Below are 13,821 nucleotides of genomic sequence, written 5' to 3'. Positions count from 1 at the left end.
TTGACCCCGCCGGAGAGAAGGCGCCATGGCGGCGGAGTTGGATTTCGTACTTGAGATGAGCGAGTCGCCCGGCGGCTACAGCATCGAGGTGTCGTCGCCGTGCGGTGAGGACCGTGTCGTCACCGCTATCGACGCCCATGAGTTGCTGTTCAGGCTCCCCTCGTTGCAGGCGGCGGTTCTCGGTTCTGCCGTGCGCTCACGGGGCGTGGGAACCGAACTGGAGGCACCCGCTCGGCAAGTCGGTGGCATTCTTTTCGACGCCGTTTTCCAAAGTTCGATCAAAGCGCTCTACCTTGCCAGCAGGCAGAGAGCGCAAGAGCGCGGACAAAGACTGCGCATGGTGTTGCGGGTCCGTTCCCCGGAACTCGCCGCACTGCCCTGGGAGCTTCTGCACCACGCGAAGCTCGGTGGCTACCTATGCCTGCATCACCCGATCATCCGCCACGTCGAAATTCTTGAGCCGGTCTCTCCTCTTGGCGTGAAGCCGCCGCTGCGCATCCTGGGAATGGTGTCCCTTCCCGGCTCGCTCGGGACGCTGGACGCGGAAGCCGAGCGGGAGAGCCTGACCACCGCGCTCACGCCACTCATTGACGAGGGAATGGTGCGGTTGGACTGGGTGCAGGGCCAGACCAAACAGCATCTCTTCGCGGCACTGTTCCACGGCTGCCACATCTTCCACTTCATCGGTCACGGAAGGTTCGACGAAGTCAGGCGCCAGGGAATGATCGTCTTCGCCGATGAGCAGGGCCGGGAGGACCCGTTGCATGCCGAGGCGCTCGGCTCGCTGATCAGCGTCGCCGAGCCCGCTCCACGCCTCGTGGTGCTCAACAGCTGCGAGACGGGAACCTCCCACGCGCAGGATCTGTTCTCCAGCACGGCGGCCGAGCTGGAGCACACGGTGCCTGCCGTGGTCGCCATGCAGTTCGCCGTGACCGACAAGGCGGCCGTTCTCTTCTCCCGAGCCTTTTACCAGGCCCTCGCGGCCAACCGGCCTGTCGACGAGGGGGTGCGTGCGGCCCGCATCGCGTTGCGGGCCGACAAGGACGACAGCCTCGAATGCTTTACACCCGTCCTGTACCAGCGCAGTGGCGACGCCCGACTCTTCGACCTCACCTCGCCACGGCCATCTACTCCGCCTGGGACAGTGGTCGACGAGATCAATCAGATCCAGCGGGAATCGGACCAAGGCACGGATTCCGAGCCGCCTGCCTCACCCTCCACGCCACTGCCTCCCCGGAAGGCCACTTCCCCCTCCAGGACATCCTCCCCTGGCTTCACGCCACGTTCCGAGATCGACACTGAGCGCTGGGTGGTCAGCTTGGCCATCCACCCGCAGGGGCGGCTGCTTGCCACCGGCGCCCGCAAGCTGGTGCGGATCTGGGACGTGATCACCGGCCAGGTGACGTGGGAGCGTCGGCTCGGCGGGTGGAGCACGATGGTGAACGCGGTTGCCTTCAGCCCGGACGGTGAGAAATTGGCAGCCGGCAGCACGGACAATCTCGTGCGTATCTGGGAGATGACGACGGGATCACTGGTCGCGGAGCTGGCCCACGGCCACTTTGTCGACGCGACCGACTTCGACGGCAGCGGGAGATATCTGGCCACCGGGGCCGCAGATGCGACGGCGTGCGTCTGGGATCTCAGTACCGGCAGCCGGATACTGTCCCTGCGCCACGCCCGTGCGGTCAAGGACGTGAAGTTCAGCCCGGACGGGCGCCTGCTGCTCACGGCATCCGCGGACGGGAACGCGTACGTCTGGGACACGGACACTGGCTGGCAGAAGGCGCAGATTCCGCACCGGGATTTCGTCCTCGGTGTCGCCTTTTCCCCTGACGGGCAGAAGATCGCCACTTGCAGCGAAGACCGCACCGCTCAGATAAGAGAGTCGGAGTCATGGGCTCCGCTCTTCCACATCGAGCAGAGAAAGGGTCTGAGGGCGGTGGCCTTCAGTTCCGACGGCACCATGATCGCCACCGGCAGTGAGGACGGCACCGTGTGCGTGTGGCGGGCCGACACGGGGTCGTCACTTTTCAGCGTCAAGCACAGTCGCTCGGTGAACACCTTGGCGTTCTACCCGGACAGTCGGTTCCTGGCCAGCGCGGGTGAGGACAAGGTGGTGCGCAGTACCAGGCTTCCCGAGGTCGCCCCGCAACCCGTAGGTCAGGAATCGTGAGAAGAGAGCCCGGAAACGATCGAGGGCCTCGTCTCACATGATGTGATCCAAGGCCCTGATCTGCGACTACGGAGTGAACTCCGGTCGGGACGACAGGATTTGAACCTGCGACCCCTTGACCCCCAGTCAAGTGCGCTACCAAGCTGCGCCACGTCCCGGTGCGCTCACGGTTGCTCGTGTGAGCGCGCGGGTCAACCCTACCCCATGAGGGCGGGCCGACCCGCTGTCCCCAGGTCAGCCGCGTGCGGCGGACGCCGGGGTCTGCTGCGGCGCGGTCTCCTGCGCCGCGGCTGTGCCGTCGCCCACGACTGAGGCGTCACCCACCGCCGAGGTGTCCCCCGCGGCCAGTGGCCCGCCCGTCGTACGGCCGCCGCGCCGGACCGGCACCAGCAGCGCGGCCAGGGCCGCGGCCAGGCACAGGACGGTGAGCAGGGCGAAGCCGTGGGTGTAGCCGGAGGCGTACGGGAGGCCCGAGGGCTGGAGGTGGCCGGTGACCAGGACGCCCGTGACGGCGGCGCCGATGGATCCGCCGATGGTGCGGATGTTGGCGTTCATGCCGGTGGCGGCGCCGGTCTGGTCGGCGGGAACGCTGGCCACGATCAGGTTGGCCATGGAGGCGAAGGCGAGTCCGATGCCGAGGCCGAACAGGCCCGCCACCAGGGCGACCTGCCACCGCTCGTCATGCCAGACGGTGAGGATGCCGCAGGCCAGCGCGCCGAGCGCGGCACCGGCGGTCAGCAGGACCTTGGCGTCCAGGACCGGTTCCAGGCGGCCGCCGACCACGCCCGAGAGGAACATCGCGACCAGCATCGGCAGCATCAGCAGTCCGGCGGCGGTGACGCTCGCGCCGAAGCCGTATCCGGCCGACGACGGCGTCTGCACGAAGCCCGGTAGGAAGGACCAGATCGAGTACATCCCGGCGCCGAAGAGGAGGGCCGCGGTGTTGGTGGTCCACACGGCCGGCAGCCGCAGGACACGCAGGTCGATCAGCGGGGTGTGGGAGCGGGCCTCGGTGAGCAGCCACAGCGCGAACAGCACGACGGCGGCCGCGAACAGGCCGATCACCCGGGCCGATCCCCAGCCCCACACACCCGCCTGACTCAGCGGCAGCAGCAGGGCGACCAGCCAGGCCGACAGCAGCGCGGCGCCGAGCCAGTTGACCTGCCCCTCGGCCCTGGTGGGCGACTCGGGTACGTAGCGGACGGCGATCAGGGTGGCTACGGCGACGATGGCGACCGGGATCCAGAACAGGAACCGGTAGTCGAGCGCGGTCACGATGGGTCCGGCGGCGACCATGCCGACGCCGCCGCCCGCCGCGATCACGGCGGACAGGTTGCTGATGCTGCCGCTCACCTCGGCCGGGGCGAACTCGTCCCGGATGATGCCGAACGACAGGGGGAACAGCGCTCCCCCGACGCCCTGGATCACGCGGGCGAGGATCAGCACGCCGATGCTCGGTGCGAGCGCGGCGAGCAGACAGCCCACCGCCACGGTGAGCAGGACGGCGACCAGGGTGCGCTTCTTGCCGATCAGGTCGCCGACGCGGCCGAGGATCGGGGTGAAGACCGAGGCGGACAGCAGATAGGCCGTCATCACCCAGGTCGCGGTGGACTGTGAGGTGTGCAGCGCGTGCTGGACGGTCGGCAGGGCCGGCGCGATCAACGACTGCAGCATGGAGAACACGCCGGCACCGGCCGCGAGGACCGCGAAGGTGAGGCGGGTGGACTTGCGGGGCATGAAGAGCCTCTCCGAACACAGGGTGCGGCCGAAGCCTCGGCGCGTGGTCGTCGGGCCTGATCCGGCGTGCCCTGCGGGCAGCACGGAGGGGCCGACGGCCACGGGGAGCGGTCGCGGAGGGGAAGGTCGGGGCGGGGAAGGTCGGGGCGGGCGGCGCCTACCAGGCGGGGCCCGATGTGCGTACCGGGTACGTCGTCGATGCGCGCGGCCGCACGCGTCGACGGCGAACGCACCCCGCACTGCTAAAGTGGAGGTACGCCTCCACTCTAGCGGAGGCCAACCTCCGCTTCAACCGCGTCCGCCTCCGGGAGGCACCGTGAGCACCCAGCCGCTGCCCGTCAGCGAGATCGTCGCGTCCCGGCGACCGCACCGGAAGGACGCGGCACGCAACTACGACGCCCTGCTCACGGCCGCCCGGGAGGCGTTCGCGGAGCACGGCGCGGAGGCCTCCCTGGAGGACATCGCCCGGCGTGCCGGGGTCGGCATCGGCACGCTGTACCGGAACTTCCCCACCCGCCGTCACCTCTTCGAGAGCGTCTACGCGGACGAGGTCAACGCCCTGTGCCGGGCCGCCGAGGAGGTGGCGGACCGGGATCCCTGGGACGCCCTGACGGCCTGGCTGGAGCGCTTCGCCGGCTACATGGTGACCAAGCGGGCCGTGCGCGACGCGCTGGACGACGAGTCGGAGATCTTCGCCGCCTGCCGGGAGTCCATGTACGCGGCCGGGGGCCCGCTGTTCGCCCGGGCCCAGCAGGCCGGCGAGGCCCGCGCCGACATGGACTTCGTCGACCTGCTACGCATGGTCTCGGGCATCACCGGCACGACCTTCGACGACGACGCCCAGCGCGACCGGATCCTCGCCGTCGCCCTCGACGGCGTGCGCGCGAAGCGCTGAGATCCACGGCACTGGCTTTTTATTGCCTGACTCAAGTAAATTCAGGCGCATGTCCCTCCTGGCCCGGCCCGCGGTGGCCGCTCTCGCCGCCAAGACCATGCAACGCGTGACCTCGCTGGCCGACCGGCGCTCCGGCGGACGCGGCTCCGCGGCGGCCTCCCACGCCCGCTTCCCCGAGTTCCCGCGCACGGTGCGGGAGCTGACCATCCCCACCACCGTCGCCCCGGCCCGGGTGACGGTGTACCTGCCCGCGGCCGGGAAGGGCGAGGACGGCGCCCCACCGGTGCACGTCAATTTCCACGGCGGCGGATACGTCATGACGCTCACCGAGTTCGACGACCCCCTGTGCCGCTTCCTGGCCGCTCAGGCCGGGGTGGTGGTCATCAACGTGGACTACGTGGTGGCCCCGCAGCACCCGTTCCCGGCTCCGCCCCGGCAGGCGTACGAGATCGTCCGCTGGATCGCCGAGCACGGCGCGGACCACGGCTGGGACGGTGGGCGGCTCACGGTGGGCGGGCAGAGCGCGGGCGGCGGGCTGGCGGCGGCCGTGGCACGCCAGGCGCTCGAGGAGGGCGGCCCCGCGATCGCGCTCCAGGTGCTGCACTATCCCCCGCTGGACCTCGCGACGGGCGCGAGGAACAAGCGCGCCAAAGCCGCCAGGCCGATGCTGCGTCCCTGGATGGCCGACGTCTTCGACACCTCGTACGTCCCGGACGTACGGCTGCGCACCGACCGGCTGGTGTCGCCCGCGCACCCCTCCGACACCGCGGACCTGACGGGCATCGCCCCGGCCCTCGTGGTGACGGCCGAGTACGACCTGCTGCGGGCGGAGGCCGAGGGCTACGCCGACCGGCTGCGCAGGACGGGGTCCCTGGCCGGGCACCACGAGGTGGCGGGGGCCGACCACGGGTACGACGGGTCGGACGACGAGAAGGCGCGGGAGGTCTACGCCCTGATCGCCCGGCACCTGCGGCGGGCCGTACGCCCCTGAGGCCGCGGAACCCGCCGGCCGTCCCCGAGCGGCCGGTGAAGTCCGGTCTGCCGCGTCCCGTGGTCGCCAACTGCCCGTCAGGTCCTAGGGTTTGGCGTATGCGACTGACAGTTCTCGGCGGCTGCGGGGCCTGGCCCACCGCGGTCCAGGCATGCAGCGGATACGTCGTCGAACACGCGGGGTTCCGGCTGCTCGTCGACCCCGGATACGCCACGCTGCCCCGCCTGTTGACCCACACCACGGTCGACGCGATCGACGCCGTGCTGGTCAGCCACGGCCACCCCGACCACTGCGCCGACCTCAACCCCCTGTTGCGTGCCCGGGGGTTGAGCGACTCACCTCCGCCACGGCTGCCGGTCTTCGCACCCCACGGCGCACTCGACGCCGTACTCGCGCTCGACAAGCCGAGCATGCTCGCCGACGCGTACCACCTGCGGGAGTTTTGGCCCGGTGAGCGGCTGGAGATCGGCCCCTTCACCGCGGACACCGTGCTGTTGCCGCACTTCGTGCCGAACGCCGGCATCCGGCTGCGTGCCGCCGGGTCCGTTCTGGTCTACACCGGCGACACCGGGCCCAGTGACGACATTCCGCGCCTCGCCGAAGGCGCGGACCTCTTCCTGTCCGAAGCGACGTACGTCCACCGGGTCCCCTCCCCCACGGACGCGCCGTACCTGCTGACCGCACGGCTGGCCGGGCGGTACGGCCGGCAGGCGGGCGTGGCGAGGCTGTTGCTCACGCACCTGTGGCCGGGCACCGACCCCGCCGCGGCCGAGGAGGCGGCCGCGGAGGCCTTCGACGGCGGCCTCGGCGTCGCGACCCCCGGCCTGGTCGTCGACCTGTAGAACGCCGGACCCCGGTCCCGCTTCCACCACGGTGACCGGCGTCCGTCCCTGCCGGCCGGCGTCGCTCGGGCAGCTCACCGCAGGCTCGGTGGGCGCTGATCAGCCCCTGCTCGGCGGTGTTCCCCGGGGTCCGCCGGCCGCCGCGCACCGCGGCGACGCCGATGAAGACCATCGACGACAGGCCGGCGAGGGCGAAGGCGGTGAAGCCCCATTCGCCGTTGCCCGCGGCGAGCTGCCGGCCGCCGAGCCACGGCCCGAAGACGGCACCGAAGCGGCCCGTGCCGGAGGTCCGGCCGACGGTGGTGGCCCGGTTGTCCGGGTCGGAGCGGATGGACACCGTCGCGTAGATCATCGTCTGGCGCTGTTGAGGAAGACGCCGGTGAGGAAGACGCCGGTGAGGAAGACGACGACCATCGTGGCGCTCGTCGGCATGTGGACGCTGAGCAGGAAGACACCGGCGGCGGTCAGCGCGAATCAGACCGCCGAGATGCGCGGCACGCCGAAGCGGTCCGCGGCGCGGCCTGCGACCAGCATGCCCACGATGCCACGAGGTTGAAGACGACGAAGGAGAGGGTCACGCCGGGGCGACAGGGTCCTACGCGACCGGCGGAGTGCCGTGCGTGTGGAAGGACTCGATGGTCTTCAGGCCCCAGGCCTGCCCCCTCGTGCGCTCCTCCTCGGTCCAGGTGACCAGCGGCCAGTCGGGCGCCAGCACCAGCCGGGTGAGCGGGTTGCACAGCTCGATCCGGTTGCCGCCGGGCTCGTAGACGTACAGGAAGAACGTCTGCTGGATGGCGTGCTTGTGCGGGCCCGTCTCGATGAACACACCGCTGTCGATCGCGAGGTCGGCCGCCCGCAGGATGTCCTCGCGGGTGTCGGTCGCGAAGGCGATGTGGTGCAGACGGCCGGCCGAGCCGGTCCAGTCCGAGGTGTAGACGACGTCGTACGACTTGTTCGTGTACGTCAGCCAGCGTGCCGCGACCTCGCCCGTGTCGAGCCGGATCTGCTCCGTGGGCCGGGCGCCGAGGACGTGCCGCTGGAACTCGGCGTTGGCGAGCACGTCGGCGGCGAGGAAGTTGACGTGGTCCAGGCGCCGAACGCCCACCCCCCGGTTGGGCTTGGCCTGCGGCTGGTTCTTCAGCGCCGGCTTCAGCTCGTCGGGGGCCTGGTAGTACTCGCTCTCCCAGTACAGGGCGTGCTCGTGGCCGTCCGGGTCGGTGGTGACGTAGAGCTTGCCGAGGCCGGGTTCGTCCTCGACCCAGTGCCCGGTGCCGCCCGCCTCCTCGATCGCCTTGACGCGGCGGTGCAGCGCCTCCTCGCCGGAGGTGCGCAGGGCGAGCCGGCCGAGGCCGGGCTGCTCGCGGGCGGTGAGGACCAGGCTGTGGTGCTCGTAGTCGTCGAAGGTCCGCAGGTAGACCGTGTCGCCGTCCTGCCCGTTGACGGTGAGCCCCAGGTAGTCGCTGAAGAAGGCGACGCTGGCGTCCAGGTCCGGGGTGAACAGCTGGGCGTGGCCGATGTGGGCGATGTCGCCGAGCGGCGGAGTCATCGTTGACCTCCTCGGGGTCGCGGGGGAAGCGGTGCCGTCTCGGCGGGCCGGGGGAAGACGGTGCCGTCGAAGATCCTGCGGGCGGTGCGCACCACGGCGGTACGGCGGGCGGAGGGCAGGCCGTCGGGGGTGGTTCCCACGCTGCTTTCGATGTCCAGGAACCCCGTGGGGTGTTCTATGCGGACGCGGTCGCTCTCGCCGTCGAGCGCCGCCAGTCGGGCGCCCACACTGCCGTCGATCCGCAGGCCGGCGGCCACACTGGCCGCGCCCAGCACCCCGATCGACGGGTGGCAGCGCACCGGGATGAAGGTGCGGGTGGTGACCGCGCCGCCCTCCCGGGGCGCGGCGAGGAGCGTGAGCTTGGGGACGGTGGTGTCCGACACGTCGCCGAGGCCCATCAGACGTCCCGCCGCCAGCCGGATGACCCGGAGGCGGTCCGCGAGCGCGACGTCCTGCTCCAGGTCCCCTGGAGGCTCGTAGCCGGTGACCTCGAGTGCGGTGGCCTCGATGAGCACCGTCGGCATGCCGTTGTCGACACAGGTCACCTGAACGCCGTCGATCTCGTCCCGGACGTTTCCGGTGGGCAGCAACGGCCCGGTGCCGGGCGGGAACTCGATGACCACCGGCGCGGCCGTGCCCGGCACCCCGGAGATCTCGGCGGCACCCGTGTAGTCGACCCGGCCGCCCGGCGTGGGGAAGGTCGCGGTGGCGTACTCACCGGAGTTGACCATGCGGATCCGGACGGAGGTCTCCTCCTCCCCCGCCGTCACCAGCCCGCGCTCCACGGCGAACGGGCCGACGCCGGCGAGGATGTTCCCGCAGTTTTGACGATCACTCACCTCCGGTCTGTCGAGGACGACTTGGAGAAACAGGTAGTCGACGTCGGCGCGCGGGTCCGCGGAGGGTGAGACCACGGCGACCTTGCTGGTGAGCGGGTGCGCGCCGCCCAGGCCGTCGATCTGCCGCTCGTCGGGGCTGCCCATGACGCGCAGCAACAGCTCGTCGCGCGGAGCCGGCTCGGCCGGGAGGTCGTCGGCGAGGAAGTAGGCACCCTTGGAGGTGCCGCCCCGCATCAGCAGGCAGGGCACCCCCTCCGGCTCACGCGTCACGACCCCGCTCCCCCGCCGGTGTACTCCTCGTAACTCTTGTACTCGACGCCGAGGCGGGCGAGGGTCTCGCGCAACCCGTAACGGTCCAGGCCGAGTTCGCCGTCGAGGAAGGCGGCGCGGGACCTGGCCTCCTTCGCCTCGCGGGCCTCGGACGCCGCGACGACGGCACGCACCCGCTCACGGGGTACGACCACCACGCCGTCGTCGTCGGCGAGGATCACGTCGCCGGCGTGGATCACCTGACCGTCGATCGCGACCGGCACGTTGACCGAGCCGCCGGTCGCCTTCACCGTGCCCTGCGCGGAGACGGCCCGGGACCAGACCGGGAAGTCCATCTCGCGCAGTTCCTCGGTGTCACGGACACCGGCGTTGGTGATCAGCCCGCGCACCCCGCGCTGCCGGAGCGCGGTGGCGAACAGCTCGCCGAACATGCCGTCGGTGGACGGGGAGGTGGTGGTGACGACCAGGACGTCACCCTCGCCGCACTGCTCGACGGCGGCATGGATCATGAGGTTGTCGCCGGGCCAGCTCAGGACGGTGACCGCGGTGCCCGCGACCCGTACGCCCTGCTGGATCGGGCGGATTCCCGGCCCGAGCAGGCCCGCGCGGCCCATGGCCTCGCTCACGGTGGCCACGCCGTACCCGGCGAGGGCGTCGACGTCCTTGACTTCGGCCTTCGGCGGGTTGGTGACGATCACGCCGCTCATGCCAGCTCCTTCGCGATCTGTGGGTACGGGCGCATGTACGCCTCGGCCATCGTCCGGTGGGCCAGCCCCAGGTTCGGACCGGCGTTGCGCTTGAGCTGGACGCCACGGCGGACGGCGAGGTCGGTGTAGTAGTCCCACAGGTGCTGCTGGGCGCCCAGGCACTCCATGGCCTTGCGCTTGGTGTCCCACACCTCGGTGATGTCGAGCAGGACCTCGGGCTTGAAGCCGCTCATCTCGGGCTGGTGCGGCTCGAAGTAGAAGACCGGCGGGGCGCCGATGATGTCGCCCGCGCCCGGGTAGCCGATGGCCTGGGCCAGGACCCGGGCCTCCAGGGCCATGCGGTTGGCGGCCGGGTGGTCGCCGTTGTACGGGTCCTCGGTCGGGTGGGTGAGCACGACGTCGGGCTGGGTGTCGCGGTAGACCTCGACGAGCCGGTCGGTGAGCTCGGGGGTGACGAGGAGGGGGTAGTCGCCGGCGTCGTAGAAGCGGACCTCGGCGCCGAGGGTGGCGGCGGCGCGCTCGGCCTCGTCCCGGCGTATCGCCTTGATCTCGTCCAGCTGTCTGCCCTCGCGCCAGGCCTTGGCCGACTCGCCCCGCTCGCCGAAGGTCAGACAGGCGATGGTGACCTTCTCCCCGCGGGAGGCGGCCAGGGCGATGGCTCCGCCCGCCCGCCACACGAAGTCCCCGGCGTGTGCGGTGATGACGAGTGTCGATCGTGGGGTGGCGGGCGCGTCGCCTGTGTGCGTCATGACTCGGATCTCCTTGAAGTGACAGGTGTGCGCCCGCCTCGCGCGACTCAGTCGCGCAGCGCCTCGATCACGCTGGTGAGGTGGGCGCGGACGGCCTCCTCGGCCGCCTTCGGGTCCCTGGCTCTGATCGCCTCGATTATCGCCAGATGCTCGTTCAGGGACTGCTGTGGGCGTCCCGGCCTCAGTGCCAACTGGAAACGGTGGCGCACCAGTTGGGCGTTGAGCCGCTCCAGCAGTTCCAGTGCGGTCCGCTGGCCCGAGAACTCCCGGATCCTGGTGTGCAGTTCATGGTTGAGGTCGGAGTAGGTCACGGGGTCGCCGTCGGCCACGGCCTTGGTCATCGCCGTGCCGAGGTCCGTCAGTTCGGCCAGCTGTTCGTCGTCGGCCGCGACGGCCACCTTGGCCGCGCACAGCCCTTCGAGGACCATGCGGCACTCGGTGATGGCGACCGCTTCGTCCACGGTCACCACCCTCACCCGCGAGCCGCGGTTGCGGATCCGCTCGACGAGTCCCTGGGCCTCGAGATCGATGAGTGCCGCGCGGATGCTGGCCCGCGTCACACCGAACTGCTCGGCGAGTTCGTTCTCCACCAGCCGCTGCGCCGGTGCCATGTCGCCGTGCAGGATCGCCCGCCTCAGCTGCGCGAACGCATGCTGTTTGGCCTGCTCTCCGGTGCTCGGACGGGCTTGTGTCGGCATCGTTGCCCTCCCTGAGTGAGTGCCTGTCGAACCTAAATCTAGTCAGACAAGATTGTCAACAATTTTGTCCGCCGTATTGCGACCGCGCCACCGGACCGACGCGGACGTGGTGGCCCACCACCTCGTCCTTGCCCCATCTACAGGCGGGCGCGGTCGCCCGGACGCTGCCCGCGCGACCCGAGCGCATCGCCCGCGACCCGTCCGGGACGACCTCGTCGGCGCTGCGCGAACTCAAGTCCACCGTCGGCCTGTTGCGCCACCGGGCGGAACCCACGCGTCCGGCCCCTTGAACCCCTCCGGCCCTGCCGCAGCCGACGGGCCGCCCCCGCCCACCCTTGGCCTGGCCCAGCTCCCCGACCTCGCGACGTCCTTCCGGACCGCCGGACTCGAGGTCACGCTCGTCGGCGACGGTGACGGCGACGGCGACCCGCACCCCCTGTCCGCCGGTGCCGCGCTGACGGCGTACCGGATCGCGCAGGAGGCGCTGACCAACGTCACCAAGCACGCGGGCACCGGCACGGCCGAGGTGCGGCTCGCCTACACGCGCGACCACCTGGTCGTCTCGGCCACCGACACGGGCGGGCCCGGCCGGCCCGACTCCCCCGACCCCGGAGGTGGGTACGGCCTCATCGGCATGCGCGAGCGCGCCCACTCTGCGGGCGGCCGGCTCCGCACGGGCCGGCGCCCACAGGGCGGCTTCGAGGTCGTCGCCGAACTGCCGCTACAGCGGTCCCGACCGGAGAAGCCCGCGGCCACCTGAGGCACTCCCCGCCTCATGGTGCTCGCCACACCCCGATTCCACTTGCTTAAGTCAATCAACTGAGATTCACTTGAGTGAGTCAAGCAATACCTCTCTTCCTGAACCCCCTCGCACGACGGAGGCCCTCGCCATGTCCGACGCCCCTGCCCGCACCCCTGCCGCGGGGTCCTCCGCCCCGCCGAGGGCGAACGCCGTCGTGGCGGTCCTGGCCCTGGCCGGGATCGTCGTCTCGCTGATGCAGACCCTGGTCATCCCGATCGTCCCCGAACTGCCGAAGCTCCTGGACGCCCCCGCCTCCGACACCGCCTGGGCCGTCACCGCGACACTCCTGGCCGCGGCCGTCGCCACCCCGGTCGTCGGCCGGCTCGGCGACATGTTCGGCAAGCGCCGCATGCTGCTGGTCAGCATCGTGCTGCTGGTGTCCGGCTCGGTGGTCTGCGCGCTGGCCGACTCCCTGGTCCCGATGATCGTCGGCCGTGCCCTGCAGGGCCTGGCCGCGGCGGTCGTCCCGCTCGGCATCAGCGTCATGCGGGACGTGCTGCCGGCCGAGCGGCTGGCCGGGTCGACGGCCCTGATGAGCGCGTCCCTCGGGGTCGGCGGCGCACTCGGCCTGCCGGCCGCCGCGTTCATCGCCGACAACTGGGACTGGCACCTGCTGTTCTGGGTCTCCGCCGTCCTCGGCGGCCTGTCCTTCCTGCTGGTCCTGGCGGTCGTACCGGAGTCGAAGGTCCGTAGCGGTGGCCGCTTCGACCTGGTCGGCTCGCTCGGCCTGTCGGCCGGGCTCGTGTCCCTGCTGCTGACCGTCTCCAAAGGCGCCGACTGGGGCTGGACCAGCGGTACCACCCTGGCTCTGGCGGTCGCCGCGGTGGTGATCCTGGTCGCGTGGGGCACCTACGAACTGCGGGCCGCGCAGCCGCTGGTGGATCTGCGGACGACCGCAAAGCCGCAGGTGCTGTTCACCAACCTCGCCTCGATCGCGCTCGGCTTCTCGATGTTCGCGATGTCGCTGGTCCTGCCGCAACTGCTCCAGCTGCCGGCGGCGACCGGCTACGGCCTCGGCAGGTCCATGCTCACCGTCGGTCTGGTGCTGGCCCCGCAGGGTCTGGTGATGATGGCCATGTCCGCCGTGTCCGCGGGCGTCACCAAGGCCAAGGGGCCCAGGGTCACCCTGATGATCGGCGCACTCATCGTGGCCGCCGGCTACGCCCTCAACATCGTGCTGATGACTGAGGTCTGGCACCTGATCCTGGTGTCCTGCGTCATCGGTGCCGGTGTCGGCTTCACCTACGGCGCGCTGCCCGCCCTGATCATGGGCGCCGTCGCCCCCTCCGAGACGGCCGCCGCCAACAGTCTCAACACCCTGATGCGGTCGCTGGGCACCTCCTTCGCCAGCGCCATCGCCGGCGTCGTCCTGGCCCAGATGACCACCGACTTCGGCGGCTTCGCCCTGCCCTCCCAGAACGGGTTCAAGGTGGTCATGGCCATCGGCGCCGGTGCCGCCCTGCTGGCCTTCCTGTTCGCCCTCCTCATCCCGCGGCGGCGCCCGGCCGCCGAGACACCGGCCGACGGCCCGGCGGAACCCTCGGAGGTCACCGCGGCCAAGGCGTAGGCGCA

Annotated in this window: 14 protein-coding genes and 1 tRNA gene; 8 read left to right on the top strand and 7 right to left on the bottom strand. The window is 70.9% G+C overall.

Going from position 1 to position 13,821, the window contains the following annotated elements:
• The first annotated feature begins 25 nt into the window (after positions 1–25).
• Complete coding sequence (locus AQJ84_RS05030) at positions 26–2,173, top strand: CHAT domain-containing WD40 repeat protein (RefSeq protein WP_030040867.1); 2,148 nt, start codon at positions 26–28, stop codon at positions 2,171–2,173.
• An 84-nt stretch (positions 2,174–2,257) separates the two neighbouring features.
• Here AQJ84_RS05030 and AQJ84_RS05025 read toward each other — a convergent pair.
• Together AQJ84_RS05025 and AQJ84_RS05020 are read right to left on the bottom strand one after the other, a co-directional pair.
• Positions 2,258–2,331 (bottom strand) — tRNA-Pro (locus AQJ84_RS05025).
• 76 nt (positions 2,332–2,407) lie between these two features.
• Positions 2,408–3,910 (bottom strand): MFS transporter, encoded by a 1,503-nt coding sequence (locus AQJ84_RS05020; protein WP_225889063.1) that lies wholly within the window; start codon positions 3,908–3,910, stop codon positions 2,408–2,410.
• A 316-nt stretch (positions 3,911–4,226) separates the two neighbouring features.
• Between AQJ84_RS05020 and AQJ84_RS05015 the strand changes: the two genes are divergently transcribed.
• From AQJ84_RS05015 to AQJ84_RS44895, 4 genes are all read left to right on the top strand, one after another.
• Positions 4,227–4,805, top strand: a complete 579-nt coding sequence (locus tag AQJ84_RS05015; protein ID WP_030040864.1) for a TetR/AcrR family transcriptional regulator — start codon at positions 4,227–4,229, stop codon at positions 4,803–4,805.
• A 49-nt stretch (positions 4,806–4,854) separates the two neighbouring features.
• Entirely contained in the window at positions 4,855–5,796 is a 942-nt protein-coding gene (locus tag AQJ84_RS05010) for an alpha/beta hydrolase fold domain-containing protein (protein ID WP_030040863.1), read from the top strand.
• Between the two features lie 98 nt (positions 5,797–5,894).
• A complete protein-coding gene (locus AQJ84_RS05005; RefSeq protein WP_030040862.1) occupies positions 5,895–6,638 on the top strand; it encodes an MBL fold metallo-hydrolase in 744 nt (247 codons plus the stop codon).
• Positions 6,639–6,726: 88 nt separating this feature from the next.
• Positions 6,727–7,194 (top strand): hypothetical protein, encoded by a 468-nt coding sequence (locus AQJ84_RS44895; RefSeq protein WP_157874962.1) that lies wholly within the window; start codon positions 6,727–6,729, stop codon positions 7,192–7,194.
• Between the two features lie 39 nt (positions 7,195–7,233).
• Here the strand turns inward: AQJ84_RS44895 and AQJ84_RS04995 are convergent, their stop codons facing one another.
• The 5 genes from AQJ84_RS04995 to AQJ84_RS04975 are packed head-to-tail and all read right to left on the bottom strand — an operon-like array spanning position 7,234 to position 11,447.
• A complete protein-coding gene (locus tag AQJ84_RS04995) occupies positions 7,234–8,184 on the bottom strand; it encodes a catechol 2,3-dioxygenase (RefSeq protein WP_030040860.1) in 951 nt (316 codons plus the stop codon).
• On the bottom strand, positions 8,181–9,293 hold the full coding sequence (locus AQJ84_RS04990) for a 4-oxalomesaconate tautomerase (protein ID WP_030040859.1): 1,113 nt from the start codon (positions 9,291–9,293) through the stop codon (positions 8,181–8,183). Before AQJ84_RS04990 ends, AQJ84_RS04995 begins: the two co-directional genes overlap by 4 nt.
• Positions 9,290–10,000, bottom strand: coding sequence for a 4-carboxy-4-hydroxy-2-oxoadipate aldolase/oxaloacetate decarboxylase (locus AQJ84_RS04985; protein ID WP_030040858.1), 711 nt, complete (start codon positions 9,998–10,000; stop codon positions 9,290–9,292). The genes AQJ84_RS04990 and AQJ84_RS04985 overlap by 4 nt, the downstream gene beginning before the upstream one ends.
• The gene (locus AQJ84_RS04980) at positions 9,997–10,749 is read right to left on the bottom strand and encodes a PIG-L deacetylase family protein (RefSeq protein ID WP_030040857.1); all 753 of its coding nucleotides are present in this window, start codon (positions 10,747–10,749) and stop codon (positions 9,997–9,999) included. The genes AQJ84_RS04985 and AQJ84_RS04980 overlap by 4 nt, the downstream gene beginning before the upstream one ends.
• Positions 10,750–10,796: 47 nt before the next feature.
• On the bottom strand, positions 10,797–11,447 hold the full coding sequence (locus tag AQJ84_RS04975; protein ID WP_030040856.1) for a GntR family transcriptional regulator: 651 nt from the start codon (positions 11,445–11,447) through the stop codon (positions 10,797–10,799).
• A gap of 128 nt (positions 11,448–11,575) precedes the next feature.
• On the opposite strand from AQJ84_RS04975, the gene AQJ84_RS42915 reads away from it, so the two are divergent.
• From AQJ84_RS42915 to AQJ84_RS04965, 3 genes are all read left to right on the top strand, one after another.
• On the top strand, positions 11,576–11,737 hold the full coding sequence (locus tag AQJ84_RS42915; protein ID WP_157874963.1) for a hypothetical protein: 162 nt from the start codon (positions 11,576–11,578) through the stop codon (positions 11,735–11,737).
• The gene (locus AQJ84_RS04970) at positions 11,734–12,207 is read left to right on the top strand and encodes a sensor histidine kinase (RefSeq protein ID WP_051869982.1); all 474 of its coding nucleotides are present in this window, start codon (positions 11,734–11,736) and stop codon (positions 12,205–12,207) included. The genes AQJ84_RS42915 and AQJ84_RS04970 overlap by 4 nt, the downstream gene beginning before the upstream one ends.
• Before the next feature lie 130 nt (positions 12,208–12,337).
• Complete coding sequence (locus AQJ84_RS04965; RefSeq protein ID WP_053191738.1) at positions 12,338–13,816, top strand: MFS transporter; 1,479 nt, start codon at positions 12,338–12,340, stop codon at positions 13,814–13,816.
• The last annotated feature ends 5 nt before the right edge of the window (positions 13,817–13,821 follow it).

This window comes from Streptomyces resistomycificus (genome assembly GCF_001514265.1).
Classification (GTDB): Bacteria; Actinomycetota; Actinomycetes; order Streptomycetales; family Streptomycetaceae; genus Streptomyces; species Streptomyces resistomycificus.
This window is presented reverse-complemented; position numbering and strand designations above follow the sequence as displayed.